This is a genomic window from Chryseobacterium sp. CH21 (assembly GCF_004119445.1).
In the GTDB taxonomy this organism is placed as follows: domain Bacteria; phylum Bacteroidota; class Bacteroidia; order Flavobacteriales; family Weeksellaceae; genus Chryseobacterium.
This window is the reverse complement of record NZ_QICI01000055.1, coordinates 14341-41319: the sequence shown is the minus strand read 5'-3', so window position 1 is coordinate 41319 and position 26979 is coordinate 14341. Positions and strand designations below refer to the sequence as shown.

General features: G+C 34.4%; 27 protein-coding genes. 5 read left to right on the top strand and 22 right to left on the bottom strand.

Annotated elements, in window-relative coordinates; translation table 11 throughout:
• Window positions 1–17 precede the first annotated feature (17 nt).
• From BOQ62_RS12030 to BOQ62_RS11950, 17 genes are all read right to left on the bottom strand, one after another.
• Window positions 18–917: a TIGR01777 family oxidoreductase gene (locus BOQ62_RS12030; RefSeq protein ID WP_129039788.1), complete on the bottom strand. Its 900-nt coding sequence runs from the start codon at window positions 915–917 to the stop codon at window positions 18–20.
• 110 nt (window positions 918–1027) lie between these two features.
• The gene (locus tag BOQ62_RS12025; protein ID WP_129039786.1) at window positions 1028–1732 is read right to left on the bottom strand and encodes a YqjF family protein; all 705 of its coding nucleotides are present in this window, start codon (window positions 1730–1732) and stop codon (window positions 1028–1030) included.
• A gap of 17 nt (window positions 1733–1749) precedes the next feature.
• Window positions 1750–2226: an SRPBCC family protein gene (locus tag BOQ62_RS12020; protein WP_129039784.1), complete on the bottom strand. Its 477-nt coding sequence runs from the start codon at window positions 2224–2226 to the stop codon at window positions 1750–1752.
• Between the two features lie 46 nt (window positions 2227–2272).
• A complete protein-coding gene (locus tag BOQ62_RS12015; RefSeq protein WP_129039782.1) occupies window positions 2273–2647 on the bottom strand; it encodes a hypothetical protein in 375 nt (124 codons plus the stop codon).
• Between the two features lie 132 nt (window positions 2648–2779).
• Window positions 2780–3442 (bottom strand): class I SAM-dependent methyltransferase, encoded by a 663-nt coding sequence (locus tag BOQ62_RS12010; RefSeq protein ID WP_129039780.1) that lies wholly within the window; start codon window positions 3440–3442, stop codon window positions 2780–2782.
• Window positions 3435–4379 (bottom strand): hypothetical protein, encoded by a 945-nt coding sequence (locus BOQ62_RS12005; RefSeq protein WP_129039778.1) that lies wholly within the window; start codon window positions 4377–4379, stop codon window positions 3435–3437. The genes BOQ62_RS12010 and BOQ62_RS12005 overlap by 8 nt, the downstream gene beginning before the upstream one ends.
• Before the next feature lie 56 nt (window positions 4380–4435).
• Complete coding sequence (locus BOQ62_RS12000; protein WP_129039776.1) at window positions 4436–4846, bottom strand: hypothetical protein; 411 nt, start codon at window positions 4844–4846, stop codon at window positions 4436–4438.
• Between the two features lie 427 nt (window positions 4847–5273).
• On the bottom strand, window positions 5274–5480 hold the full coding sequence (locus tag BOQ62_RS11995; protein ID WP_129039774.1) for a hypothetical protein: 207 nt from the start codon (window positions 5478–5480) through the stop codon (window positions 5274–5276).
• Entirely contained in the window at window positions 5477–5908 is a 432-nt protein-coding gene (locus BOQ62_RS11990; protein WP_129039772.1) for a hypothetical protein, read from the bottom strand. Before BOQ62_RS11990 ends, BOQ62_RS11995 begins: the two co-directional genes overlap by 4 nt.
• 71 nt (window positions 5909–5979) lie before the next feature.
• Window positions 5980–6483, bottom strand: coding sequence for a GbsR/MarR family transcriptional regulator (locus tag BOQ62_RS11985; RefSeq protein WP_129039770.1), 504 nt, complete (start codon window positions 6481–6483; stop codon window positions 5980–5982).
• 131 nt (window positions 6484–6614) lie between these two features.
• Complete coding sequence (locus BOQ62_RS11980) at window positions 6615–9107, bottom strand: TonB-dependent receptor plug domain-containing protein (protein WP_228414022.1); 2493 nt, start codon at window positions 9105–9107, stop codon at window positions 6615–6617.
• Window positions 9108–9187: 80 nt separating this feature from the next.
• Window positions 9188–11137, bottom strand: coding sequence for a hypothetical protein (locus tag BOQ62_RS11975; protein ID WP_129039766.1), 1950 nt, complete (start codon window positions 11135–11137; stop codon window positions 9188–9190).
• 3 nt (window positions 11138–11140) lie between these two features.
• Window positions 11141–13909 carry a hypothetical protein gene (locus tag BOQ62_RS11970; protein WP_129039764.1) on the bottom strand — a complete coding sequence of 923 codons (2769 nt, stop codon included), beginning with the start codon at window positions 13907–13909 and terminating at the stop codon, window positions 11141–11143.
• A gap of 65 nt (window positions 13910–13974) precedes the next feature.
• Window positions 13975–14436 (bottom strand): T9SS type A sorting domain-containing protein, encoded by a 462-nt coding sequence (locus BOQ62_RS11965; protein ID WP_129039762.1) that lies wholly within the window; start codon window positions 14434–14436, stop codon window positions 13975–13977.
• Window positions 14436–15413 carry a vWA domain-containing protein gene (locus tag BOQ62_RS11960; protein WP_129039760.1) on the bottom strand — a complete coding sequence of 326 codons (978 nt, stop codon included), beginning with the start codon at window positions 15411–15413 and terminating at the stop codon, window positions 14436–14438. Before BOQ62_RS11960 ends, BOQ62_RS11965 begins: the two co-directional genes overlap by 1 nt.
• A 62-nt stretch (window positions 15414–15475) precedes the next feature.
• Window positions 15476–16288, bottom strand: coding sequence for a hypothetical protein (locus tag BOQ62_RS11955; protein WP_129039758.1), 813 nt, complete (start codon window positions 16286–16288; stop codon window positions 15476–15478).
• Window positions 16289–16300: 12 nt separating this feature from the next.
• A complete protein-coding gene (locus BOQ62_RS11950; RefSeq protein WP_129039756.1) occupies window positions 16301–16819 on the bottom strand; it encodes an RNA polymerase sigma factor in 519 nt (172 codons plus the stop codon).
• A 196-nt stretch (window positions 16820–17015) separates the two neighbouring features.
• On the opposite strand from BOQ62_RS11950, the gene BOQ62_RS11945 reads away from it, so the two are divergent.
• Window positions 17016–18218, top strand: coding sequence for an aminopeptidase C (locus tag BOQ62_RS11945; RefSeq protein ID WP_129039754.1), 1203 nt, complete (start codon window positions 17016–17018; stop codon window positions 18216–18218).
• 198 nt (window positions 18219–18416) lie between these two features.
• Window positions 18417–18581: a bacteriocin-like protein gene (locus BOQ62_RS22495; RefSeq protein ID WP_157885757.1), complete on the top strand. Its 165-nt coding sequence runs from the start codon at window positions 18417–18419 to the stop codon at window positions 18579–18581.
• Between the two features lie 207 nt (window positions 18582–18788).
• Here the strand turns inward: BOQ62_RS22495 and BOQ62_RS11940 are convergent, their stop codons facing one another.
• Window positions 18789–19868 (bottom strand): NADH:flavin oxidoreductase, encoded by a 1080-nt coding sequence (locus tag BOQ62_RS11940; RefSeq protein WP_129039752.1) that lies wholly within the window; start codon window positions 19866–19868, stop codon window positions 18789–18791.
• Window positions 19869–20035: 167 nt separating this feature from the next.
• Here BOQ62_RS11940 and BOQ62_RS11935 point away from each other — a divergent pair, with 167 nt between their 5' ends.
• Together BOQ62_RS11935 and BOQ62_RS11930 are read left to right on the top strand one after the other, a co-directional pair.
• The gene (locus BOQ62_RS11935) at window positions 20036–20428 is read left to right on the top strand and encodes a winged helix-turn-helix transcriptional regulator (RefSeq protein ID WP_129039750.1); all 393 of its coding nucleotides are present in this window, start codon (window positions 20036–20038) and stop codon (window positions 20426–20428) included.
• A gap of 126 nt (window positions 20429–20554) precedes the next feature.
• Window positions 20555–20971 carry a carboxymuconolactone decarboxylase family protein gene (locus BOQ62_RS11930; protein WP_129039748.1) on the top strand — a complete coding sequence of 139 codons (417 nt, stop codon included), beginning with the start codon at window positions 20555–20557 and terminating at the stop codon, window positions 20969–20971.
• Between the two features lie 44 nt (window positions 20972–21015).
• Here the strand turns inward: BOQ62_RS11930 and BOQ62_RS11925 are convergent, their stop codons facing one another.
• Together BOQ62_RS11925 and BOQ62_RS11920 are read right to left on the bottom strand one after the other, a co-directional pair.
• Window positions 21016–21753, bottom strand: a complete 738-nt coding sequence (locus BOQ62_RS11925) for a methyltransferase domain-containing protein (protein ID WP_129039746.1) — start codon at window positions 21751–21753, stop codon at window positions 21016–21018.
• A gap of 112 nt (window positions 21754–21865) precedes the next feature.
• A complete protein-coding gene (locus BOQ62_RS11920; protein ID WP_129039745.1) occupies window positions 21866–24298 on the bottom strand; it encodes a thiamine pyrophosphate-dependent enzyme in 2433 nt (810 codons plus the stop codon).
• A 136-nt stretch (window positions 24299–24434) separates the two neighbouring features.
• Here BOQ62_RS11920 and BOQ62_RS11915 point away from each other — a divergent pair, with 136 nt between their 5' ends.
• Entirely contained in the window at window positions 24435–24728 is a 294-nt protein-coding gene (locus BOQ62_RS11915; protein WP_129039743.1) for a hypothetical protein, read from the top strand.
• 1 nt (window position 24729) lies between these two features.
• Here BOQ62_RS11915 and BOQ62_RS11910 read toward each other — a convergent pair whose 3' ends face one another.
• Both BOQ62_RS11910 and BOQ62_RS11905 read right to left on the bottom strand, forming a co-directional pair.
• Entirely contained in the window at window positions 24730–25707 is a 978-nt protein-coding gene (locus tag BOQ62_RS11910) for a polyprenyl synthetase family protein (RefSeq protein WP_129039741.1), read from the bottom strand.
• Window positions 25708–25780: 73 nt separating this feature from the next.
• On the bottom strand, window positions 25781–26692 hold the full coding sequence (locus tag BOQ62_RS11905) for a hypothetical protein (protein ID WP_129039739.1): 912 nt from the start codon (window positions 26690–26692) through the stop codon (window positions 25781–25783).
• Window positions 26693–26979: the final 287 nt, after the last annotated feature.

Here is a 26979-nt window from a genome sequence, read left to right as displayed (position 1 = left end):
TGGGACACCCGCAAATATTAAGATTCCAAGAGATTAAGAATGGCCTTCTCAAATCCGGGATATGAAAACTGAAATCCATTTTTTATGAGTCTTTCCGGATAAACGTTTCTGCTTTTTAAAAGTAATTCTGTTTCTGTATTCAGGAATATGGATGCTATTTCCAGCTGCCACACCGGTGCATTGAGCCCAAAAGGCATTTTCATTTTATTTCTAAGCTTTTTCATCATATTTTCATTGGAAACAGGCTCTGGAGCAGTTATGTTAATAGTCCCTGAAATAGTTTCATTCTGAATTATCCACTCCACTGCTTTGCAAAAATCTTCGATATGAATCCAGCTTACCATTTGATTTCCTCTTCCTTGTTTTCCACCTAATCCCAGCTTTGTAATCATTTTCAGTTTTGGAAAAGCACCACCATTTTTCCCGAGAACAATAGAAGTTCGAAGAGCAACTTTTCGTATTCCTTCATTTCTAACTTTAAAAAATTCTTTTTCCCAGCTTTTGCAGATATTCATGGAAAAATCATCTCCGATAACTCCGTTTTCTTCTGTATTGATATGTTTTTCGGAATGAACATAAATAGTTGCAGAACTGGCATTCAGCCAAACTTCTGGTTTTTCAGAACAAAGATCTACAGCTTTCTGTAATACTCTTGTACTATCAATTCTTGAGGAATAAATTTCATTTTTATTTTTCTCATGATAACGGCAGTCTACGGACTTTCCTGTCAGATTGATCAGAACATCTGCTTTTTCAAGACTGTTTTTCCATTCGCCTATGGTTTGAGCATCCCAATAGATTTCATTTTTACGTTTAGGATTTCGGGTAAGAATGTAGACTTGATTTCCTTTTTCTGTAAAGAATTTTTCTAAGTTTTCGCCGAGAAATCCGGTTCCTCCTGCTATGATTATTTTCATTGTTTTGAAGTTTGAAGTTTTTGAATTCAATGTGTAAGGTTTAACCATGGATGATACAGATTTTCGCAGATGATGGTGTATAATGAAAGGTGTTTTTGATATTATTGTTTTTAAGTGATGTATTTCTTAGTTTTGACCTGAATTTCTGAGCCTTCGGCAAGCATTACGGAAATAGGCTTTTGGTGATTCAAACATTTAAAATCATTTCCGTAGATCCTTTGAAAATCAATTTCTAAATGGTATTCTTTTATGGTGTAGCAATCCCATTTTGGATGGCAAACTTCGTATTCAGAAGTTGTGTTTTCTTTTTTTGTAAATCCAAAATAATGTTCTGTGATAAATTCAAATTCTGAGTTTTCCTCCATTGGCTTTGCTGTATTTTCTGCCATAATCTGGATAGAATACCAGCTTTTATCTTTCCATGAATACCGGATCAGCAATTCATCGCCACTTTCATGAATCTGGTTTTTCATCGGCATGGTATGATAATTTTCTTTGTATATGGAGTTAGCCACCAGACTTAAAGCAGGCTTGGGAACAATTTCTTTGATGAACACTACTCCTCTTTTCCAGACACCATTTTCTTTTTTCTTGACATAAAATCTTAGGTTCACTTCTTCAAAATTCCGGTGAAAAGGGATTGGAAAATCTAATAATCTGGTATTTAAAAACATGAATCCTACAAGACTTACATAGCATTTGTCTTTATAAAAATCGAGTTCTGTGCCTTTTGGAAGGTAAGGCAATAAGATATGAGAATCTATTTCGTAATTGATGATGGCTAGTTTTCGCCATTCTGCTTGTAAAAAATTCATAACAATGTGTTTTAGGGTTAAAAAATAGCTATTCCGTCACGGGTTGAAGATTCTGCAATAGTTTTGATCATTTCGTTTCTTTTGAGCAGAAATTTTCTGAGATATTCGGTAAGAAAAATGGCATTAAATAATTTCCCAATGATGCCCAGCGGAGATTCGAATTCAAAAATATCGGTCATCAGAGTTTTTCCGTTTACCGTTTTAAAAATATGCCGATGGCGCATAGATTTGAAAGCTCCTTTTTGCATTACATCAATGAACTGAACCGGTTTTTCCATGCTTACAATTTTTGTGGTGAGGTTTTGATATACTCCCAGATGTTTTGCCCTCCAGGTTACGGTTTCATTTTCTTCAATGAGCCCTGAGGTACGTCCTGCAATTGCTTTTTCGTGAGATTTTGAGGTGGACTCCTGATGCAGATCAATATTTCTTGCCAGATCAAAGACATAGTGAATGTCTGCTTTGATGACTGTATTTAAATAGATGGTTGACATTTTTTAAAAGGTTTTTAAGCTTATTATATTTTAATTTTAATGGTTGTCAAAATGATGATTTATAAGGTTCATAGGTATTGTAGCAATCATACACATACAGAATGGCCATTATCGGAGTATACAGCAATGACAGAAGCAGGAAGATCCCCATGAGAGCCATTGTCAATTCATTGTAAATTTTCTGGTCAACCAAAAGCAGACATATCCAGACCGGCATGACGGTTAGTCCATACACTCTAAATTCGGATGATTGTTTGATTTTTAAAAACAACCTGACCAGATAACTTATCAATTGGGATCCTCCAACCACATAATAGAATTCTATAAACTTCCAGTCTTTGTAATGCATCACAGCTCCTACGATACAGACTATGAGAATAACCAATTGGATCAAGTAATCATATTTTACAAATATTTTCATGACAGTTAGCGTTTAAAGTGATCCTTTTCTTCTGAAATAAATAATCAGGAATAAGTGAATGATTAAATTTTTCATAATTATTATTCATTTAAAATGTTCAGTAATTTTTGAAATATAAATTCAAATAAAAAACTAATTTCTTCTCACATGAAGGATTTCCACCAGATCGAGATATCTTTTGTGAGATATGATGGAAAGCTTATTATTGATGAACTGATTTTTAAGATCTTCAAGGCTTTCATTTTTGTTGATATAATGAAACAGTTTTCCAAATTCGTTTCCAAAAAGCGTTGAAACAAGTACTTCGATATACCACTTCACACAACTGAATCTCCATTTTGTTTTTGGTTTTACAAATTCTACGATGATGATTTCTCCTTTTTCATCAATGATTCTTGACAGTCTGTCAGCAAAAATTGGTTTCTGATCTTCTTCTATCGTCTTTGTTCCGTAAGAGCAAAGGATAATGTCCATAGAATGATCCGGAATCTGGCTTTCAAAAAAATCTTTCTGGATCTGTTGTATGGATAGCTTATTTCCAAATGTTGCAGCCAGTTTCATATGCATTGCTGAAGAATAATCCAGTGCTACAATTGCTGTATTTTTATTGTGAGATTGGATAAACTCCAGATTTTCTCCCTGTCCGCTCATCAGATCCAAAACTCTTTTGTCTCCATAACTTTTTACCTTTTGAACGGCCATCTTTCTGAACAGTCTGGTAAACCCTAAAGATGCAATTTCATTAATGTAATATCTGGGTTGCAGGCGGTCAAAATATTGTTGCAGATCATTCATTTTCAGATTGTGTTTTTATAGATTGTAATACATGGGTTTGCATTTTATCAATGATATAGCCTGACCATTTTTTCCAGTACCAGGTGGGTGCTATTTTGTAACTGTATTTTGTTTTTGCAATGATCTTTGTTTTATTTTCTGACAGTTTATCTAAAGTAATTTCGCCATACTTCACGATAAAATAATCATGTAAATGCTTGGCATCAATATCATCATAAGGTGTTATTTCTTTCATGGGAACGGTTTGGTTTTCCAGAGAGAATTTTACTTTTTTATTTTCTACAAACTCATTAATATTAAGCTGCAATTTATCATTGTTGGTCTGGCAGCTATACCCTAATTTTCCATTTTTATTCATCAGTTTTATATTCTTTGGATAGCTGACTCCTTTTTCAAACAGTATAAAATCTGGGGTATTGAAATTGATTTGTGTATTTAAAAGCTTCCAGACTTTCTCGTTTGAAGAATTTATAATCATTTCTGTGGTAATAGTCTCTTCAATAGGTTTTGTATAGGTATCAAAAATATATGATGCCGGATTGATGAAAAGAAGAAATACGATAACACTTCCTGTATGCCTTTTTTCATCGAGTACCCCAATGATAAATCCAAAAGTGAAGCCTACAAACATGGCAAAGCCAATAAATGGGATTGCCATAATAATGCAAATGGCCCCTTTTGTTCCGGCTGCTATCAGGATCACAGAGAAAATGACTAATCCTAAAACTATTTTGAAGATGGTCTTCAGAATATTCGCCAACCCGATTCTTTTAAAATACTTTACATACCCGATGATAAATCCTATAGAAACCGGAATGGTAAAGAACATTGTAACACCATATTCTCCTTCAGCAACAAGAAAAAACCATATACCAACAATTAAAACAACCGTTAGAAACAGGCTTAAATAGAGGTATTTTTTGAAAAAATTTTTCATGATATTATAAGTTTTATATTTTCAGTAATATTTGAAATATGATTCCAAATAAAAAATCAGTCTCTTTCAAAATCAGAAATTTGATCACTTACTTCTTTTTCTTTTCTCAATGCATGTTTACGTCCTTTTAGGAATAATAATAGATTCAGAAGCATCATTACGCCTAAATAAATTGAAAACCCTCCAATTTTTTTACTCAGAGCGACTACCAGTCTTTCTATGGTTTCAATTTGAAAAAATTCAATGATACAAAGAGCAAATCCCAGATTTAAAAGATAGAAACCTATTTTAAAAAGAGAATTGGTTGCCATGGCAATGTCTTTTTTCTGATGAAAAATATCAATCATGAATGTTTTTGAATTTTTAAATAAAAACTGGGATACCAATATGGTAAGGGTAATTACGATTGGTAAATAGATCATGTACGCTGAAAAATTATACGTTGCGGTTAAAACTGTAGTTGCCATAATAGTATTATTTTAATGTTAATTTATTTCTAAGAAAGTAAAGAATGAAAATGTTCAAGTAATGTAATAAACAGAGAATTAAAATGATGCATCCCACTCTTGTTGCTGTAACCGTTATCATATCTTCTATGCTGTTTATGGTGCTCCAGGTTGTAAGACTTATCGCGATATAACCAAGGTTTACTAAATAATAACATCCTAAGAGGATCCTGTTAATTGTCAGACAAATATCATCATCGTGAAGTAAATATTTCAGATAGGCTTTCCCTTCGTGATAACATCTTCTTCCTACATCAATTGTTATGTATGAACTGATGCAAAGGAAAATCACATATGAAACAATATTAAACATTTTATAAATTTTATATTTTCAGTAATTTTTGAAAATTAAATTGAAATAAAAAAGGATTTTCATCCAGATTTATTTTTATTGTAATTTATTCTTTTTCAGGTAATCTCTCAGTGTATGCCAGGTAGAAAATTCACATGTATCGTCATTAATAGTATCAGATTTTCCTTGATAATAGAAAATATATTCATCTCTTGTGGTACAGCCTCCATCTTTAGGAATTTCCCTTATTATATTTTCCGATTTTACTAAATAGGCCCATGCTGCTTTATCCAGAACTTTCAAACTACCATTTTTTGCCGAAGAAAGTAATCTTTTCCTTTGTTAATGACAACTATTGAATCCTTATCCTGATGGAAACATCCTCTGGACTGAAACACCAATTTTGCTTCCGAGTCTTTTAGATTTTCAAAAACAGATTTTTTATTCTTTTTAAATAAATAGTCAGGAGTAATGCTGATCCTGTATGTTTTTGATTCATCAACTTTTATTTCTTTTTTTATGGTTTCTCCAAAAAGATTTTCGTAAACAAATGAATATTTTCCTTCTTTTAAACTATCCAATTTTATATTGAAATTTAAGGCCGGTGCATACTCTTCAGGTTCTAAAATTTTGAAGATCTTCTCATCCTTATAGATTTCAATTTTATACAAATCGTGGCGCCTTTCATCATACTTATCATAGTTTTCTATATGAATGTCGAAATTTGCCATTACATTTTTCTGACAGCTCATTATCAGACTTAAAAGACATAGTAATAAAAGACTTCTCATTTTTTGAAAATTTATTTCAGTAGATTGGTAATCTTCCCTACCAACCAGTGATCATCACTTTTTATTGCCAGATCCATGATGTTATTGATCTTTCCGGTTACAGAACTGAAGTCATTCATCAGCTTAATAAATTCCTGAGCTTCTTCCGAATCTTTATCCTCAATATTTTTAAGCTCTTCAAGAAAGGAAATCACAGGTTCTATTTCTCTTTTTCTGCGTTCTTTCGTAATTTGTTTGAACAGGTACCAGACATCTTTCTCAGCTATGAAATATTCTTTACGATCCCCTTTCACAAATTCTTTTTTCACAATTCCCCAGTCTATCAGGGCACGGAGATTCATATTGGCATTTCCTCTTGAAATCTCCAGCTGCTCCATTACCTCATCGGTAGAAAGAGGTCTTCCGCTTGCCAAAAGCAGCGCATGTACCTGTGCCATCGTACGGTTGATTCCCCAATTGGTAGCAAAGGTTCCCCAGGTCTGAATATATTTTTCTTTTGCTTCTGAAAGTTGCATTGTATTTGCCTTTTAAATTTCTATAACAAATGTAATTATATTTTTGAATTTTCAATAATTTTTGAAAATTAATTTTAAAATAAAACAGACATCACTGAGAATGCCTGTTTTGAGGTTTATAAAATTTAAAATTAAGGTTCTATTTTCGTAGTTATTCCCTGGTTCCAATATTTGGATTCCGGCATGTAGTACAAATACACATTACTTGATTTTCCGGTATAGGTTCCTGCAAACTCTACTTTCAGATCAAGATTAATAGTTTTCGTTTCCTCAGCATCAAAATGTTCCCAGTACAAAGTCAAATAGTTGTCGAAAATCTCATAATAAGAGATCTGCTTTTTATCAATCAGATCTTTTAATAAGGCATTTTGAAGGGTAAGTCCTGCAGGGATACCAATTTTTGCTATCGTCATTGGAAGTTGACCATTTATTTTGTTTTTAATAGTAACAGTCATTCTGTTGGTCTCTCCTACTTTTGATATCCCGGATTTCAGTTTTGTTTCCATGGTAAGAGGAATATTTTTGCTTTCCGGAGCCTGCAGGGTATAATACTGGTATCCGAGTTTATAAGGCAATCCTTTTTGCGATGGATAATGAATACTGATATCATTTTCTCCAGCTTTAAATGCTGACGAAAAACTGATCATAGGTGAAATTTGTGCCTGATTAATCTTGATAACAGGCTTTTCAGTTCCATATATTTTTTCATTTTTAGAGAAAAACTCAGACAGCGCCTGTATTGCCAATGTAGTTGCCTGAGTAGAACCGAATCCGAAATATCCATCGAAAGCAATCAGCCTATCTACTGCTTCTGCAATTTTCAACTGGTTTAGTTTTTCATCTTTCTGAAGTGCCATTATGTACAATGAAAGGGTTTCCGCCTCTGCAGACCTTCCCCATGAACCTGTAAAAGTGATTTCAGATTTTATATTCTTCGTTTCATACTGCTTGTCCAGAATCTTCATCAGATCATCATATTCCTGTTGTTTTCCAAGATCCGCAGCCGCATTGGCAAGTAAAGCCAGCTGATACGTATCTTTTGTAGTCAAAGCTCTTTTCAGCGTTACCTGAAAAGTATCTTCTATTTCATTCTTGAAGCCCAGTTTGGATAATGCATAAACAACATACATATTTCTCGACCAGGAATATTCAGAATATGTTTTTTTGGATTCATAGGGTCTTCTGACTTCAAATAATCCGTTTCCGCTTTTTCTGGATAAAATAAATGAAGAAAGTCCCTGAATAATTTTAGCATCCGGATTTACGTATTTTTTTAATTCTGTAAATTCCATTAATGCAAATGCAGAAAGTGCTACATCTGATTCTTCAGAACTGAAATATCCGATCCCTCCATCTTTATTTTTATAGCTCAGCATTTTCTGGAATCCTTTTTTCAGGTTTTTAATCACCAGATTTTCCGTTGCAGTATTTATTTTTTTAGTTGATTTTAAATAATCAAGAATAAAAATATTAGGATATACTGTTGAAGAAAGCTGTTCAAAGCATCCATAAGGCTCTCTTTTCAACTGTTCCAGATCTTCAAATAACTTCAGTGCAGTATTTTCAAATACATAATAGGATGAATACAGAGTTCCGTTGATGTATTCCGGGATGTTGATTTTGATATCCTCTGTTTTATTATTAATAATGGAAAACTGATGTGGAAATCCCTTTTCTTCTACTTTAAAAGGAAGGATCATGGTTTCTCTGAAATCTCCGGATCTCACAGAAAACTGAATATCAGAATTCACGATCTCATCAGTCTGTATTTTAACAAATAATCTTCCCGATTCTAGTGGTTTTAGGGTAATCAGACTATCAGAACTGATAAGTTTTACATGATTGGGTACAATAACATCCATGGTCATTTTACGGGTTTCTGAAGAATTATTTTTTATGACCACAGGAATCATCATCTGATCTGTTCTCGTCAGGTATTGTGGAATTTTTGCATCCAGTGAAATAAGGCTCTGTGCAGCGTATGTGATTTCATCTCTTCCTAAAAGCCCTGCTGCAGAAATACCTTCTGTCATGACTCTAAACGTAGAATTGGCATCTGAATTATAAAACGCCACTGTCGCTTTACCGTTTTTATCGGTTTCTACCACCGGATTCCAGTAAAGAGCTTCTCTGTAATCGAAACGATAGGAAGTATTGGTTGTTTCATATTCCGGATAGGCAAATTCTCTTGCAGCAGCATATGACACCAATCTTCCGGATGGTAAACTTTCTACAGCAATATAAGATTTCGGGGTGATATCCAACTTAATTTGTGAACTTCCACTTTTGTATGAGTTAATTATCACCACTCCATTTGACGCTCTGCTACCATAAAGGGCAGTAGCGGCTGCGTCTTTCAGAATGGTAATACTGTTGATATCATTGGGATTGATCGTGGTATTGAAATTTTCTACAGGAGTTCCATCCACAATAAATAATGGATTCTTATTGGCAATAGAAGCGGCTCCTCTTATTCTGATTTGTGCACTTGCACCAGCCTGCCCCACTGGGGTTACTATTATTCCGGCAGCTTTTCCGTTTAATAATGAAGGTATATTGGGGTTCTGAATTTCTAAAGAAGATGCTATGGTATTGGATGTCACAATACTTTTGCTCTTAGCTATTGAACTATATCCTAATACTACGACTTCTTCAATACTCTTATTTTTACTGATTGTATCTGTTTTTGATCTTCCCGGACGATTTACCTGACTGGTATTGTTTCTGTTTTCTGTTTTTGTTTCTTCCTTTTTTCGGCTTCTTTTATAATTTCTTCAACATCTATATTGGATAGTTTTTGTTTTTCTAAAGGATTAATATCCAGATTATAGGATAAAATTCTGATTTTCAGTTTCTGTTTTGGCTGATAAGATTTTGCAATAATTTTGTATGAATTTCCTGCATTCAAATCTGAAAAATAAAATTTTCCGTTTTCTGCAACGGATTGTTTAAGGATCTTTTTATCGTTCGTACTTAGAAGGAAAACATCGGCTTTCACTGTTTTCTTATTTTCATCTTCCACTACTCCGTAAATTGTATTTTTCTTTTCGGGAAGGTATTTGTATTTGTTTGTCTTCAGTACTTCGGGGATCAATTCGAAATATCTGTAACCGTTTGTAAGCATAACAAGATCTAAGCTTTTGTCTGCTTTTTCTTCTTTTTTGTCGAAATAAAACTGAGGTTTTTCAATTTTCCCTTTCAGTTCAGAGTCCATCAGAAGCCATGAGATGAGATGATTCTGCTTATCGTCTGCATAGGTCCAAAGCTTATCATCTACTACGCTCATTCCGAGATTGGCAGGAACAGGTTTATTATTTTCATCGGTAGTTTCAATATTCAGAATCACTTTTTCTCTTGGCTGGTAATGTTTTTTCACCGGAATAACCTTTATATTGAGCTGGTTCTTTTTATTGGTGAAAACGATACGTTCTGCAACTGGAACATTATTCTCCAGAACAGTAAATCTGCAAATTCCTGTGGGTAAGTCTTTCTCCTCAATTTCCAAAGAATTCGTTCCTTTTTTTAACAGAATTTCTTTGCTGTACACTTCTTTTCCACGAAAACTCCCTTTCAGGGTAATCGTTTTTTCCTCTGTTGAAATGATGGTGAAGCTCAGTTTTGTGTTCTCGTTTTGAACATTCAACACTAATCCTTCATTTTTTGCTACTGGTAAGTTAAAAATCTGGGCTATATTTTCAGGTTTTAGAACTTTAGCATAATAAGTTTCTCCTTTTTTAGGGGTAAAACGAAAGCTTCCCATCCCGAAATTATAGGCTGAAATTTCTTTTATTTTTTCATGATTCTGATTGTAAACAGCCAAAACAGCATCTACAGGTTTTTCAAACTCATCAAGGATTTTAAATGCGATATTCTGTTTAATTCCATTGATAAAAGTACCACCTTCAGGTAAAAACTTCACATCCAGATTGTTCAGAACAATGGGAATATTTCTGGAAATAGATTCTGTAAATCCGTCAAAATTCACTTTGATATTCAAAAGGGCATCAGAAGATTTTAAGACTTCAGGAAGCTTAAAGATCAACATTTTTTTACCTTCTTTATCCGTAATCAGTTTTCCTTGTGAAATGGTCTCTCCATTGTGCATTACCGTATAATCTGCTTCATAAAAAGGAATCGGAAGACTGCTAAGACTTCTCATTGAAAAGTCGGCCGTCACCTCATCTCCCGGACCATATCCTTTTTTGGGAAAATCCAGTTTCATGAGAATCCTTGGGGATACTATTTTCTGGAGGGTAATTTCTTTTTCGAAAACATTTTTCCCTTCTTCATTCTGCATCCAGTTGGTATAGGCTCTGATTTTATAAATCCCGCCTTTCATGTCTTCATCAAAATAGAAATAGCCCTGAGCATAGCCATTAGTAATTTCATATTTTAATTTTTTCACAATACTTCCTGCCGGATCAATGATTTCAAAATTAACAACCCTGCTGGCATCTGTTGGAAGGTTGTTATTTCCTTTTACCACGTACATTTTAAAATACATTTCCTCTCCAGGTTTATAAAAAACATGATTGGTCTGAATGTAGGTCTTCTCTTTTTCAAAATCCTGAAATGAGTGTTGAGCTTTCAGAGAAACCGTTGACAAGAATAAGCTCAGCAAGATGATAGAGGAGGATATAAATTTGAAATTCATAGGTTAAAATCTAAGTGAGACAATGCATCCAAAAGTTTTAAAAGACGGAAGATTGAAAAAATCCAGCCCTCTTCCATGGTCCATATCATAAAAATTCTGATTGGGATCCACTCCTTTATTGGCCTGCCAAAGCATTATATTATTGACGTAAAAAGTCAGTTTGAGATTCTGTTTTCCACAGTTAATCGGAAAATTGGAAGACAGTGAAATATTATTGATTCTGATATAATCTGCCTTCTGAACATAATTTTCCGCCACACCCAGATATCCATATCTCGACCATCTGTTTTGCTGAACATTAAGATTGGGATCATAAAAATCAACAGGAATCTGATTGATATTTCCGTCGGAATGTACGCCTTCAAAAATATAATTTTTACTATTTCTTTCTTCACCGGAGCTTTCAGAACGGCCGTAATAATCGAGAACGGCCTGAGTTCCGTTCCAGAGTTGACCGCCCTTTTTCCATTCCCAATTGATATCTAACGAAAGGTTTTTATACACAAAATTATGGTTGAATTTCATCACAAAATCTGGTGTAGGATCTGCAATTATTTTCATTCCGTCTGCTTTTTTAGAGAATCCGAACTCATCAATAATCAATTGTCCGGCTGCATTCCTTTCAAAATAAGTTCCCATGACAGCGCCGAGAACCTGTCCTTCCGACAATGTCTTGTAAATGTCTTTGAATCCTGACACGGCCAGATTCTGATATCCGGGAGTTATCCTGTCTACGATATCTTTATACTTGAAAAAGGACACTTTATGGGTTGTATTTACATCATATCCAAGACGTAGCCTTTCATAGGTAAAATTGAATTCATACCCACTGTACGTGTGATCGGCAATATTTTTTAATTTTAACTGATTGTTTTCAAAAACAGGAAATATATCGTCAGTATTTTCTTTATTGAAATATTCTCCATCTACGCTTATGTTATAGCCAAGGTTAATTTTCGCCCCTATTTTCCATTCTTTAGTATTGATATTGGATAACCCTCTGAAACTTTCCACTTCCTGTACCGGAAAATATTGATTATAGTTTTCTGCATTCAATAATGTTGTGGCATATGATGCATATGATTTTGTAATATCCGGTTCGGAGCTTAATTGGGTATAACTTCCAAGCAGTTTAAAATCGTAATTATTCCAATCGAAGATATCTTTGAATTTTATATAGAAATTAGTTCTTGGCAACCAGTAGCTGTTTTTAAGGGAGGTATTAGAAATATAGAATGAATTTCCAAGGTTAAAACCTGCTTCAAAATCACGATCCTGGATATCCATATTATAATTAAAAATATGATCCTGTGAAGTTCTCTGGTAGAGATACTTTTGATTGATAAGACTATTATAAACATCTGACTTTCTATCGTTTAAAATAAAATTCAGACTGAATGTATTTTTAAAATTATAATCCCCTAATGTATATGTTCCCAATATATTAGAGTGATACAAACCATTATTTTGAATCCTTTCGTTAAAAGATCCGCTGCTGAAGCCATACGTAGAAGGTTTATACTGATCCCAGTTTCTGATATTGTTGTTTTCATACGACTGGTTAAGGTTTAATCTAAAGTCTCCCCATGTTTTAACAAGATTAAGGCTAAACTGTCTTTGACGATTCTGATATCGGTATTTGCTGTCTTGTTCAAAAAGAAATACAGGATTGTCTGCATATTGGCTGTAACTTCTCTGCAGACCATTATTTAGGAAAGCATTCTGTTCATTTGAAAAAGAAATGGGGGTAAGCAATGAATTCTGATAGACTCTGTTGAACAGTCCTATTCTGTTGGTATTGGTCGCTTTATCTTCTTCGTAATTAAAAATAAGATTGATAAAATAGCCGCCAAAATTTGTATTCAGCTTTGTTTTAAAGGTATTGGCAATATCAAACTGATCGATGAAATACATCTGATTTTTTTGCTGCCCTATATTGAAAGAAAGACGAATTTTCTCATCATAACCTTCTTTTATAAAAGCACTTATATTCAGCTGATTATTGTAACCAACTGTAGTTTTAAAAAGGTTGTTATTATATTTTTGGGCATGCTGAAGTCCGTCAATCCAAGGGATTAATCTTCCATTCCTATCATATTCATAAGGTAATCCATTAAATCCCAACGTAGAAATATCGGGTCCGAAGCTGAACATTTCATTGGTTTCCGGACCTTTCCAAATCAGGCTTCCATTTTCTGATCTTCCCTGTACATACTTATTTTGAATCCCCGGAATATTGTTTCTGCTTTTAATATCAAGAGAGGTGGTAAAGTTTCCATTCAACAAGAATGTTCTCTGACTGAGGCTTTTTAAAACATAAGTACTGTCATCTTTTTGTCTTATATTTTTTATTTCACTAAAGTAAGGATAGGATTTTTTACTTATACGTGCCTTTGTCTTTTCAATGCTGAACTCATCTTTAGTTTCTTTTGAAACCAGGCTGTCATAAGCTTTGTTGTAAATATTCTCTACATTTTTCTTTACCGTCTGGTTTTCCAAAATTGATTTTAATTCTCTTACTTCGTAAGCAGCAATAACATGCGTATTTTTCCCTTGATTCCATACGAGCGTATCATAGGGTTTAGCGGCAATAATTGCAAATCCTTTATCATCAGTGAGCTCATAAACTCCACTGTTTTTATTATAAACCTTTAAAAAATTCTGTGCCTTATTTTTGGGAGTTAAAAATTTTCCGGAATAATAAAGTTGTGAGTTTTGCGCCTGTAAAACTGTAATAGTAAACGGTAATAACAGCAAATAATTCTTTTTCATCAGTTATTAGTATGCTTAAAATAAGGAAAAAGAAATTTCCGGGGAAATTTCTTTTTCCTTGATAGTTAATTTTTAATGACCTTAAACGTTTCCCATTGATCATTGGTTTTAATACGTACAAGATAAATTCCTTGAGGATAATAAGTTAAATCAATCGTGTTTTTACCTTCTGGCAATTTTTCTTTTCTCACAATAATTTTTCCTGCAAGATCATAAAGAAATAATTCATCAATTCCTTTTCTCGTCTTTATCTGTAGTAAGCCTTTTGTAGGATTTGGAAATATAACAGTTTTACTATCCGTCTGACTGTCAATTTCTGTCTGCATTTTTTTATTGATATTATCATTTGAAATTCCTTCACTGCATTCTGGCAAAACGGCTTTTTGAAGGATTAATCTTAATAATAAATCATTCAGCTTTTCTACTTCATAAGAATCTATAGTAGGTTTTATATGGCTGTTTCCTATTCCACTGTCATCCGTAAGGAATGTATAGGTACCATTTGTAAGTAAAGCAAATGTCCGCATCAGGTATTCCGTTTGTTTATCTGTATCACTGGCAGCCAGTGGAATAATTGTAATACCTTTTTTGCTGCAGTCTTTATTTTACTATAAAGTTCCTTTATATTCTGTTCTGAATGATGTGGCGGCGCGTCCAGAATTAAAAACATAATTTTGGTTGAATTTTCATTACTCCATTTCAACTCGTCAACAGAAACTTTCAGAGCTTCCACAACAGCTTCAGGTGTGTCTCCACCACCTCCGGCACTCTGTTTTTTTATAAATCCAATAAGATCTTCTGCTTTATCTGAAAAATCAAATTTCCGGGTTACATACTCATCCCCTTGGTCTCTGTAGAAAACAGAACCATATCTTACTGTAGTATTCTTAAGTTTTCCTTCTATCTTTTTTAACACGTCCAAAAGCTCAGATTGAAGATAAGAAATTTCATCACCCATAGAGCCTGTTGCATCCACCACAAAAGCAAGATCCAATACACGTTTTTGCAGACAGTGCTTATCCAGAATAATCAGGTTTTGCCCATTTTTAAATGTTCTCAGATTACTACTGATTACCTGCCCTGAACCGTCGGATAAATAATATTTTTCCGAGTCTGTGCTTTCATCTGTCATTGGTGATATCCATAGTTCTACATTGCCTAAATTATCTGAAACGGCTTCCCAAATAACATTTTTCCTATCATCCAACAGTTTTACCTTTTCACCCACTACTGGTCTTTTATCTCGGTTTACCAATTGAACAGAAACCCTGTTATCAGGAAAAAACTTCCAGGTATTTTTATATTGATCAAGAGTTGGAACTGCAATATCTTTCCAATACTCCCATTTAGAAAAATCATTTACTTCTCCGGCTGTCAGCTGACCTGCTTTAGGAAGTATTTTCTCTGGTTCTTCATCTTCTTTTGAGGATTCTTTTAAACTATCTGAAGATATTTTTTTTAAGTTTTCTATTTCTGCTCTGGATAGGCCTTTTGTTGTGATCACAACCACTCCATTCGTTGCTTTACTTCCATATAAGGCTGTAGCTTCTGCATCTTTTATGACTTTTACTTCTTTGATCTTTTTAGGATCAAGTGTATTAAAAAATCAGATTTCCTTCCTATTATAACTCCGTCAACTACATATAAAGGGCTCATCGAACGACCGTCTATACTCTTAGCTCCTCTAATCAGTATTTCACCAGATCCTTTAGTCCTACTTGTTAATTTTATCCCAGCAACACTTCCTGACAATGAAGATACTGCAGCCGGAGGACGTACAGAAGATTTATCTATAGAAGCAATCATAACCGTTGAAGATGCAGTAACAGATTTATAACTCTTTTTAATCCCTAAAGCAGTAACTACAACTTCATCAATACTTTTTGTCTTTAAAGTATCATTATATATTGTGGGTAAAGATGTTGTTATTCTATCAGGAGCTTGTACCGACGGTATATTGCAGGTAGGATGAGATTTATATACATTCATTCCTATTACCGGTGAGGGCTTGTTTGGTAAAGGAAGAGGTACAGAAACAGGCAACTCTTCTTTTCTGATATTCTCTTTTATGGTACGGTCTATTTTTGCAATATCTGTTTTGTTTATCGGCCCTCTGGACTTTGTATTTTCTGCTATTATTGGTTTCAAAGGCTCTGCAACTTCTTTTTTATTCATAAAATAAAAAGCACCAAGGCCAATCATCAGACTTGCAGCAATACCATACGGCAGCCAAAGAGGAATCATTCTCTTTTTCTCTTCTTTTTTCTCTAATTTCTCTTCAATTTTTTCCCATACTTTTTCAAAACCAGGAAAAACGGTTGGTTCTTCTGAAAGCTTAGAAGCTTCATTGAATTGTTGGTCTATATGATTATTTTCCATTGTTGTAAAAGTTTAAATGTTTTGATTCACTAGAAGTTCCTGCAATTTCTTTCTTGCAAAATTGAGCTGGGATTTTGAAGTTCCTTCACTGATGGAAAGCATGGTCGCTATTTCCTTATGAGGATATCCTTCAATAGCGAAAAGATTAAAGATAGCTCTACAGCCTTCCGGGAGAAAGTTCAGCAAACTCAAAATATCTTTTTCCAGGGAAAGGCTTTCTGTAGTTCCTTCAGAATGATCAATAAAGTTTTCTTCCAGGGAAATAAACAGTCCTTTATTGGTTCTTAATTTCTGCAGACATTCGTTTACCGCAATTTTTCTTGCCCATGCTTCAAAGATATCTGCATTCTGAAGCTGGGTAATTTTCGTAAAGATTTTGTAGAAGGTATCGGCTAATACTTCTTCTATATCTTCATCGTTTTTCAAATAGCGTCTGCAGACTGCGTAGAGCCTGCCCGCCATTTTCTCGTAAACTTTCCGCTGGGCATTGCGGTTGCTACGCTGGCATTCCAATAATAATTCTTGTTCCATAGTCAGGAGTTATACTATTATAGATGCAGAAACTTTTAAAAGGGTTGGAAACATGATCAGCTTTTTTAGTAAAATGGAGAAAAAATAAATTTAAAAATCAGTTTTTCAGCATTTTTTTTAATTTCAAATTTAACTTTTCCCTATGTAACAAATCTCTATTATCAACGACTATTAATATAAATAATCTTTTATAGTAATGAAAAATGCCAAAATTGCATCATTACTTTTTGTTTTGTCTGCAGGAAGTATGATGTTTGCCCAAGATGACTTAATCAACAAGTTAAAAAACAACCAATCACAAAATGCTAATTTTCAGTTCACAACGTTAAAAGACGTTGGCGCAACTTCTGTAAAGAACCAGGGTTCATCAGGAACTTGCTGGAGCTACTCAGGAAACTCTTTCCTTGAATCTGAAATGCAGAGAATGGGCAAAAAGCCTGTAGATCTTGCTGAAATCTTTACAGCAAGAAACTCTTACTACGATAAAGCAAAATTATACGTTTTGAATAATGGTGCTATCAGCTGGGGAGACGGAGGAGAACTTCACGATGTAATCAACATGTACAAAAAGTATGGAGCAGTTCCTCAGGATGTTTATACTGGACTAAAGTCCGGGCAAACTACGAACAACTTCAAGGAAATGCAAGGGAAACTAAAGCCGGTTCTTGACAGTCTTGTTCAGGCTTCTTCGAAAGGAAAACTGACAGATAACTGGATGGATTCTGTAGATGCTATTCTTGATGAATATTTAGGAAAAGTACCTGCCAATTTCACGTATGAAGGGAAAAACTATACTCCGAAAACATTTGCTAAAGAAGTAGTAGGAATCAATCCTGAAGATTACGTAGAATTATCTTCTTATAAAGATTATGCTTATTTTGAGAAATTTGTAGTTCCGATTCCTGATAACTGGAGCCACGATTCTGACTGGAATGTTCCGATGAAAGATCTTACTGTAATCATTGACAATGCTGTAACTAAAGGATATTCTGTAGGTTGGGCAACCGATGTTTCTGAGCCTTATTTTTCTTATAAAAACGGAGTAGCTTACGTTCCGGACATGAATCTTGATCAAATTACTGCAGAGAACAAGCAGACTTTGTTTACCGAGCCTAAAAAGGATAAAACCATCACTGAAGATATGCGTCAGAAAGCGCTTAACAACCTTTCTACAACGGATGACCATGGTATGCACATCGTAGGTTTGGCAAAAGACCAGACAGGAAAAGAATATTATATGGTGAAAAATTCTTGGGGAGTAACCAATGATTTCGCCGGATATATTTATGTAACAAGACCTTATGTGGAGTATAAATCAACAGCAATTCTTGTTCACAAAAATGCAATCCCAAAAAGCATCTTAAAACAATTGAAACCAACTAAGAATATTGGTTTATAAGATAAAGAATTCATTTCTGCCTGTTGAAAGGCAGTTTTAGATATTTAAATCTGTTAAAGCCCGCTTCCGGAAATTCCTGAAGCGGGTTTGTTTTTAGAAGAATATACTATTTAAAATAATATATTTCACATTTAAGTGCAAAGTATTGTTTCATTTCCAAAAAATATTATATTTGTATAAATCAACAAACTAATTAACATGAAAAATCTAAAGAAATTAACAAAATCAACATTAAAGAACATCATCGGAGGAAATGCGCCACAATGTGAAGGTGACACAGTTGCCTGCCGCCACAAAGCTGAAAATGGTGTTCCTGCCTACTGGTCATGCGAACCTGCTGCAACCGGATGCAGATTCTTATAAAATGAAATTCAAAGCTTTTAGAAATTGTTTATAAAAAAGCCAACAAAAACCCGATTTCAGAAATTCTGAAATCGGGTTCTTTAATAAATAGGTGAAAATTAAATATAAAATAAATTGAATTATGCTGATTTAATACCAGATTGAATGATCAATTCCTTTTCGCAAATGAATAAATTATGCTGTTAAAAAACCACAGCGAAACGGAATTTACAATTCATTATTGATATTAAAATAAAACGCCCATACTTTCAGCTGAAAATCAAGAAGAGCTTCTGTATTGCCGTCTTTGATCTTCTGTACCCACTGGTGATCCTGTAAGATGGCTCTTCCTACTGCAACAAGATCAAATTCTTCATTGTCAAGTCTTCTGATCAGTTCTGTAAGATCTTTTTTCTCTGTTCCCTGTCCTGCAAAAGCATTCAGGAAATCTCCGTTTAAGCCAACAGAACCTACTGTAATGGTTGGCTGTCCGGTAATTTTTTTAGCCCATCCTGCAAAATTTAAGTCAGAACCTTCAAATTCCGGCTCCCAGAAACGACGCTGTGAACAGTGGAAAATATCTACACCAGCTTCTTTTAATGGTAACAACCAGTCTTCCATTTCGTTTGGAGTAAATGCCAGTCTGGTTTTATAATCCTGCTGTTTCCATTGTGAAAGGCGGATAATGATAGTGAAATCCTCTCCTACTGCTGCTCTGATCGCTTTTACTACTTCTACTGCAAATCGGCTTCTTTCTTTTAATGTTTTACCGCCGTATTCGTCAGTTCTTGTATTGGTTACTTCCCAGAAAAACTGATCGATAAGATATCCGTGAGCTCCATGAATTTCGATACAGTCGAAACCAAGATCTTTCGCTGCTTTTGCAGATGCTGCAAATTGTGCGATGGTATCCTGAATATCTTCAATCGTCATTGTGGAAGCCTTTTCCATTTGAACTAATGGATATTCTTCAGACATTCTTGTATCTCCCACGTGCCAGATCTGAGGAGCCATTTTACCTCCATTCTGATGAACGGTATCAATAACGTTTTTCCATCCGCTTAAAGCTTCTGTTCCATAGAAATCAGGAATATTCTGCATATTTTTTGATCCCGGTCTATTGATCACTGTTCCTTCAGAAAGAATCAATCCCACTTCTGAAGCGGCTCTTCTTCCATAATAATCTGCGATGTTCTGTGTAGGAACTCCATTGTCAGACTGTGCTCTGGTCATAGGAGCCATTACAATTCTATTTTTAAGCTGTAAATTCTTGTATTGAAACGGTTTAAATAATGATGATGTACTCATATTTAAATTTATATTTTATAATTGTTACACAAAGTAACTAATAATAGTTCATTTTTGTATCTTTTATTAAAAAAATAGTGGTAACTTCGCAGTAACTTACATTAGTAACATCAAAGTAACGTATGAAACTTATGTTCCTTACTGTTATTTAAAATAAATTTCTCCTTATGAAAAAGAATGAATTAATGCAATACAGCTGTCCTCTGGGCAAGGCAATGGCCGCTTTAGGAAGCAAATGGAAGCCTATTATTGTTCTTGTCATCAAAGACAGGAAGTTACGTTTTGGGGAACTGGCAGTACGCATTAATGTCATTTCCAGAAAGGTACTGACCGATCAGCTGAGGGAAATGGAAACCGATGGACTGGTTATCCGTGAAGAGTTTAAAGAACTTCCTCCAAGAGTAGAATATTCACTTACAGAAAAGGGATTGGCTTTGTTGCCTATTCTTTATTTACTGGAAGAATGGGAAGCTAAATATCAGGTAAAAGGGCAACATGAAGATAAAGATTGTGTTTTTTTGAATGAGGATGTAAAAAATAAAAAGGCTGTCAATGTTTGACGGCCTTTTGCTTTTAAAAATACAATATCATATAAGGTTACTTTCCAAAAGGTAAGTATAGAACGAAAAAGTAAGTATATAGGTTCAAAACTATTTCTGGCGCAAATTTGCAGAAAAATATTCATTATGAATTACAAAGAAATTGCAAAAGAAACCATTGGAAATCTGTATAAAGCTCATCACAGCATTAGAAAATCAGGTATTGATGAAAAGCTGATAGCTTTGGTGGAGCTTCGTGTTTCTCAAATCAATGGTTGTGCCTATTGCTGCAACTATCATGCTAAGGAACTCTCCGATTTTGGCTTTGAACAAGATGTCATCAATAGACTCCCGGGCTGGAAACACACGAATGTCTTTAATGATCAACAAAAGCTTGTTTTGGAGTGGGCAGAATCTATTATTTACAGCAAAGGGGATTGGAAAAGTACCAAAGCAAAACTAATAGACCAATTTACAGAGCGTGAAATTGTAGAACTTACAGCAAGTATTACTTTAATGAATGCTTTGAATAAATTGAGGATTACTTTGGTAGAAGAGGATTAAAATATACAGCACCAGCAGAAAACGACAGTAAAAAAATTTTGATACTAATTTTTCTTTAAAATTAACATATTACCAAAAGGAGTGATTTTCATATTTTCTATTATTTCCATTTCTGCTGGTGAAATTGATTCTTCCCATTGTTTCTGACTTAAAAAATGAAATGCCCCGATATTAAAGAATATAAAATTAGTAACATCTCTAAACTGTTCAGATATAATAATCAAACCTCCTTTTTTTAAAATCCTTTTAGCTTCTTTAAAAAACAAGACTCTTTTCTGATGATCAAGTATTTCATGAAGTGCTGTGACTGCCAGAATAATATCCTGAGATTCATTTTCAAAAGGTAAATTATCCGGTGAAATTCGTATTTCTTTGGGATTGGGAGGAAACATTTTCTTTGAAACCTCAATTCCACTTTCATGTTCATGTCTGTTTCCGAAAATATCACAAACTGTAAAGTTGATATCGGGATATTTTTTTTGCATCTTCTCTGATAAAGGATCAAAGCTTGCATGAATTATAACTACATTTTCAACTTTATTCCAGTTTACAAACTCCTGCAAATTATTCAGTTCATATAAGCCTGATTTATCATAAAGAATATAAGAAGCTGCAATAGAAGCCAATATATTTAAAATAATAATACACCCAAAGCTTCTTAAGAAGATGATCCACATGCTTGAATCCGTTTGAATAGAGAGTATAAAAAGAAATAACGAGATCAAAATCCCAAGTGCTATTTTTTTATAATTGAAAAGAATTACGAGTTGGGTGATTTTCATTTAATAGTTTTAAAAAAGGCGACCAATTCTCAAATTTACAACTTTATGTCTATTTCTAAAAAACAAAACCGCTCCCAAAAGGAAGCGGTTTTAAATTTATCTAAAATCCCAATTAGAATATCGCCGGATATTTCTGAGGATTTGTTTCATTAAACATGGCGTAGATTTTTTCTACCATATCATCTGTAGAAGGCTTACTGAAATAGTCACCATCACTTGCATAAGCAGGTCTGTGATCATTAGCGGAGATCGTCAACGGATCTGAATCCAGATATCTGAATGCTTTTTGCTTTTCAAGAATCTGCTGTAAGATGAATCCGGTAGTTCCACCTTCCACATCTTCGTCAATGACTACTAATCTGTTGGTTTTCTTAACACTTTCAGCAATTTCGTGCGATAAATCGAAAGGAATTAATGATTGAATATCAATTACTTCTGCGGAAATTCCTAATTTCTCCAATTCGTTAGCAGCTTCCGTTACAATTCTCCATGTAGAACCGTAAGTTACCAAAGTAACGTCTTTTCCTTCCTTGGTTACTTCAATTTTTCCTACAGGAACTGTGAATTCACCTAAGTTATCCGGTTGTTTCTCTTTTAATCTGTATCCGTTCAGACATTCTACAATAATTGCAGGTTCGTCAGCCTGAAGCATTGTGTTGTAGAACCCAGCTGCTTTCGTTAAACTTCTTGGAACCAATACCAAAATACCTTTTGAAAGGTTAAGAATTCCTGCCATTGGAGAGCCTGAATGCCAGATTCCTTCCAGTCTGTGACCTCTTGTTCTGATGATCAATGGAGCTTTCTGACCTCCTTTGGTTCTGTAATGTACTGTTGCCAGATCATCACTCATTCCCTGTAAACAGTAAAGAACATAATCTAAATATTGGATTTCAGCGATGGGTCTTAAACCTCTCATTGCCATACCAATTCCCTGTCCAAGAATCGTTGCTTCACGGATTCCTGTATCAGCGATACGTAGAGCACCGTATTTTTCCTGCATTCCTTCCAATCCCTGGTTTACGTCACCGATATTTCCGGTATCTTCTCCAAAGATCAGGGTTTCAGGATATTTTTCAAAAATTTTGTCAAAATTGTTTCTGATCACTACTCTTCCGTCTACATCTTCAGAGCTGTCAGAATATACAGGTTTGATTTCCTGAATATTTTCAGCCTTCCATTCAGATTGAGAGTATAAGTGAGAAGAATAGTTGTCTTTTTCAACCGCAGCCACTTCATTGTATTTCTGCATCAATTGAGTTCTTTCTGCAGAGTTTGTTCCTCTTGTTGCCAATAAAGCTTTTCTTACCAAATGGAAGATATCTTTTTTAGCTTTTGAAACCAATTTGTTGAATTGAGCAATATAAGTTTCCACTTCAGCATTTTGACCTTTAAGATTTTCCACTAAAGGTAAAATAGACTGAATAAGTTCTGAAATAGCTTTCTGATAGTTTTCCCAAGCTGTTTTTTGGCCTGCTTTTGCAATCTTTTTGGCTTCGTCATCTATTGCTTCCAGCTCTTCAGTAGTGGCAATTACTTCTTCTTTTCCTTCAATTTCGATAGAATAGTTAAGAATCCACTCTTTGAATTTTGCCAGCCCGTCATACTCAGCTTCCCAAGCCAGACGCTCTTCATTTTTATATCTTTCGTGAGACCCGGATGTAGAATGCCCCTGAGGCTGGGTAACATCTATCACATGCACTACTACCGGCACACTTTCTGTTCTTGCAAAATGTTCTGCTTTAGCATAAGCATCTAATAATGCAGGATAATCCCAAGCTTTCACCTGAATAATCTCACATCCCTGATTTTCTCCTTCTTTTCTTTGGAAACCGCTCAACATTTCGCTGATGTCTCCTTTTGCTCTTTGATTTTTAGTAGGAACTGAAATTCCGTATCCGTCATCCCAGATAGAAACAATCATAGGAACCTGAAGCGCACAAGCTGCATTCAACGTTTCCCAGAAGTGCCCTTCTGCTGTAGAAGCATCTCCAATGGTTCCGAAAGCAATTTCGTTTCCTTCTCTTGAGAATTTTTCAGAACCGTCAAATTGTACGCTTTTATAAATAGTAGAAGCCTGAGCCAATCCTAATAATCTCGGCATCTGTCCTGCTGTTGGAGAAATATCGGAAGAAATATTTTTCTGAGCTGTCAAATCTTTCCAGCTTCCGTCTTCATTTAAACTTCTTGTTGCGAAATGCCCGTTCATTTGTCTTCCCGCTGAAGCAGGCTCTCTTTCCACGCTTGTATCAGCATACATTTGTGCAAAGAAACTTTCTACTGTTAGGGCATCTATTGCCAATGCAAAAGTCTGATCCCTGTAATATCCTGAACGGAAGTCTCCATTTCTGAAAACTTTCGCCATTGCAAGCTGAGGAAGTTCTTTTCCATCCCCAAAAATTCCGAATTTAGCTTTTCCCGTGAGTACTTCTCTCCTTCCGAGATAAGACATTTCACGAGAGATCCTTCCTAACCTGTAGTCTTCAAGTATTTGATTTTTAAAATCTTGAAAGGATATTTGCTGTGTTTCAATATAGGTTGTTTGCATAGCTAAGTAAAAAAGTTTTTAATCTTCAAGTATTTTGCTAATATACACTTTTTAAATTAATTTTAATTTTTAATAATCTTTTTTAAAAATTTGATAATAAAAAAAATTGTGCTTTATTTTGATAAAAATTGTAATGATGGAAAAAAAGTCACCTCACATTTTGAACGCTTCCAGCAATCTTTTGGGATTTTCATTGATTATTATTACGTCATTGAAAATCTCTAAAATCAGTCAGAATACGCATTTGGACGAATTTGCAGGTTTTGCCTGTATTCTTTTTGCATGCAGCTGCTTCTTTTCTTTTCTGGCGATCAGAACGAGAAATATAAAGCGGGAATCCACATTTGAGAACATTGCGGATTATTTATTTTTAATCGCTTTATTTTGTATAGTCCTAGCTGTTATTATTGTAACCCTGAAAATTATTTAATTTAAAATTTTCGCTCAATTACGTAATCCAGCATAATATGTAACGATTTTCTTGCTTCAGAATCCGGAAATTCATTCAGAATATTTTTCGCTTTCTGCTGGAAGTCTTTCATGACTGTAATAGCATATTCCAATCCACCGGAGTTTTTGACAAATTCAATAAGCTCTTTTACACGTTTAGGATTGTTATTATAACGTTTTATGGTATCGAAATAATACTTTCTGTCTTTCTCATCGGCTATCTTTAAGGTATGAATTAAAGGCAGGGTCATTTTCTGTTCTTTAATATCAATTCCTACAGGCTTACCGATCACGTTTGAACTTAAGTAATCAAAAAGGTCATCCTTGATCTGAAATGCCATTCCTGTAAAGGTTCCGAAATCCATCATCTTTTTGGCAAGAGCTTCATCTGCGTTGTTAGACAGAACACCTATTTCACAGCAGGCAGCAATCAAAGTGGCTGTTTTCTGACGGATAATTTCATAATAAACATCTTCTGTGATATCCAGTTTTCTGGCTTTTTCCAACTGAAGAAGTTCTCCTTCAGACATTTCACGAATGGTTCTGGAAATTACCCCAAGCAGGTCATAATCTTTGTGGTCTGTAGATAATAAAACGGATTTTGACAAAAGATAGTCTCCCACCAAAACAGCGATCTTATTTTTCCACAATGCATTGATTGAGAAAAAATTACGACGTTTGAAACTTTCATCTACTACATCATCATGCACAAGAGTTGCGGTGTGAATCAGTTCGATCATAGAAGCACCACGATACGTTTTTTCCGTTACCTCACCCACTAGTTTGGCACAAAGAAACACAAACATAGGACGCATCTGCTTTCCTTTGGTGGTAACAATAAAACGGGTTACTTTATCCAATAAAGCTACTTTACTCTGCATTGATTCATAAAACTTCTGTTCAAAAAGTTTCATTTCATCATTGATCGGTCGTTTAATCTCTTCTACTGTATTTGCCACAATCTGCGAATGCTGGGTGAATAATTATTAATTCTCACAAAGATAATTTTTTTCGCTCAATTTTAAGATAAAATTAATCCTGGAGTTGATCTTTCGGGATAAAATAAAAAGAAGGTTTTGTAGTTCCTAATGGAGATCGGAACTTTTCTCCAGAGATATAAATTCCGGTTTCATCTACACTTATACCTTCAATCTGAGCCAATGAAAGTGCTGTTCCTAAATAATAATGCTTAGGTTTTTCTTTAAAAAATATTCCAGGTTCTGTTTCTGTAAACACATCCAAAAAGACTTCTGTTTTCTTGGTATACCCTATCAAATAAAGCTTTTTATCAAAGTAAGAAGCATCCGTAACCACAAAACCTGTTTTATAGGCTTCTGTTTTTTCGGCTTTTTGCAGTTCTGATATTTGAGGATCTACAATATAATGAGAAGTTGCTTTTGAAGCCCATTCTTTGGTAAATATATGCAGTTTTCCATTCAAATAAATCATGGCTTCTGCATCGAAGTCATTTTTTGTATTTTTAGAAATAAATTCAGTCTGTTCAGGATAATAAAAAAGAATTTTTGTTCCATCTAAAGCTCTTTCTGAACCAGGAATCTTAGTTCCATTAGACATATCAAGACGTTCGTAAGGAACTTTATAAATCAGGAGATCCTTTCTTGTTCCGGTATTGTTTCCAAAGTCTCCGATGTAAAAATTTTCGCCATCATTGGTCAAAGCTTCCCAATCTGTATTGATCAAATTGGTTTTCAGTGTTCTGATAATTTCCCCACTCTTTTTATCAATTTCAAAAAGTTCAGCCGGATTTCCACTATCATTGAGTGTATACAGTTTACCGTTTAAAATATTCAGTCCTGAGGTTTCTTCAATCTTATCATCCAAATAATTAACTCTGTATCTTTTTATTTTCAGAAAGTCAGCCTGCTGGGAAATTGCAGATTGAAATACGAAAAGAGAAACAATAAGAAGGATTTTTTCATACAACAAAAGTAGGGTTTTATTCTGAGCTGTTTGTTGTGTTTGAGGGTTGGAGAGGTTGAGTGTGGTTATTGGATACTAGATTTCGGGGTTTCGGGATGCGAGTTGGTGAGTGAAAGTTTAGGTTCCTGCGGAATGGACTAATTAAGCGTTTTATCTATCCATCACTTTGTCAGTCCGCAGGAATCTAAATATTGTATGCAGTCTTTGAAAAGGGAATATCCATTTTAAAAACAGAAAAACGGGCTTTTTGGCCCGTTTTTCACTTAGATTTCTATTGATTTTAAATCAGA

Excerpts from the sequence above, each read along its gene's own strand:
- BOQ62_RS12030 (WP_129039788.1), bottom strand. The coding sequence starts at position 917 with ATGAAAATAATCATAGCAGGAGGAACCGGATTTCTCGGCGAAAACTTA.
- BOQ62_RS12025 (WP_129039786.1), bottom strand. The coding sequence starts at position 1,732 with ATGAATTTTTTACAAGCAGAATGGCGAAAACTAGCCATCATCAATTAC.
- BOQ62_RS12020 (WP_129039784.1), bottom strand. The coding sequence starts at position 2,226 with ATGTCAACCATCTATTTAAATACAGTCATCAAAGCAGACATTCACTAT.
- BOQ62_RS12015 (WP_129039782.1), bottom strand. The coding sequence starts at position 2,647 with ATGAAAATATTTGTAAAATATGATTACTTGATCCAATTGGTTATTCTC.
- BOQ62_RS12010 (WP_129039780.1), bottom strand. The coding sequence starts at position 3,442 with ATGAATGATCTGCAACAATATTTTGACCGCCTGCAACCCAGATATTAC.
- BOQ62_RS12005 (WP_129039778.1), bottom strand. The coding sequence starts at position 4,379 with ATGAAAAATTTTTTCAAAAAATACCTCTATTTAAGCCTGTTTCTAACG.
- BOQ62_RS12000 (WP_129039776.1), bottom strand. The coding sequence starts at position 4,846 with ATGGCAACTACAGTTTTAACCGCAACGTATAATTTTTCAGCGTACATG.
- BOQ62_RS11990 (WP_129039772.1), bottom strand. The coding sequence starts at position 5,908 with ATGGCAAATTTCGACATTCATATAGAAAACTATGATAAGTATGATGAA.
- BOQ62_RS11985 (WP_129039770.1), bottom strand. The coding sequence starts at position 6,483 with ATGCAACTTTCAGAAGCAAAAGAAAAATATATTCAGACCTGGGGAACC.
- BOQ62_RS11975 (WP_129039766.1), bottom strand. The coding sequence starts at position 11,137 with ATGAATTTCAAATTTATATCCTCCTCTATCATCTTGCTGAGCTTATTC.
- BOQ62_RS11970 (WP_129039764.1), bottom strand. The coding sequence starts at position 13,909 with ATGAAAAAGAATTATTTGCTGTTATTACCGTTTACTATTACAGTTTTA.
- BOQ62_RS11965 (WP_129039762.1), bottom strand. The coding sequence starts at position 14,436 with ATGCGGACATTTGCTTTACTTACAAATGGTACCTATACATTCCTTACG.
- BOQ62_RS11955 (WP_129039758.1), bottom strand. The coding sequence starts at position 16,288 with ATGGAAAATAATCATATAGACCAACAATTCAATGAAGCTTCTAAGCTT.
- BOQ62_RS11950 (WP_129039756.1), bottom strand. The coding sequence starts at position 16,819 with ATGGAACAAGAATTATTATTGGAATGCCAGCGTAGCAACCGCAATGCC.
- BOQ62_RS11945 (WP_129039754.1), top strand. The coding sequence starts at position 17,016 with ATGAAAAATGCCAAAATTGCATCATTACTTTTTGTTTTGTCTGCAGGA.
- BOQ62_RS22495 (WP_157885757.1), top strand. The coding sequence starts at position 18,417 with ATGAAAAATCTAAAGAAATTAACAAAATCAACATTAAAGAACATCATC.
- BOQ62_RS11940 (WP_129039752.1), bottom strand. The coding sequence starts at position 19,868 with ATGAGTACATCATCATTATTTAAACCGTTTCAATACAAGAATTTACAG.
- BOQ62_RS11935 (WP_129039750.1), top strand. The coding sequence starts at position 20,036 with ATGAAAAAGAATGAATTAATGCAATACAGCTGTCCTCTGGGCAAGGCA.
- BOQ62_RS11930 (WP_129039748.1), top strand. The coding sequence starts at position 20,555 with ATGAATTACAAAGAAATTGCAAAAGAAACCATTGGAAATCTGTATAAA.
- BOQ62_RS11925 (WP_129039746.1), bottom strand. The coding sequence starts at position 21,753 with ATGAAAATCACCCAACTCGTAATTCTTTTCAATTATAAAAAAATAGCA.
- BOQ62_RS11920 (WP_129039745.1), bottom strand. The coding sequence starts at position 24,298 with ATGCAAACAACCTATATTGAAACACAGCAAATATCCTTTCAAGATTTT.
- BOQ62_RS11915 (WP_129039743.1), top strand. The coding sequence starts at position 24,435 with ATGGAAAAAAAGTCACCTCACATTTTGAACGCTTCCAGCAATCTTTTG.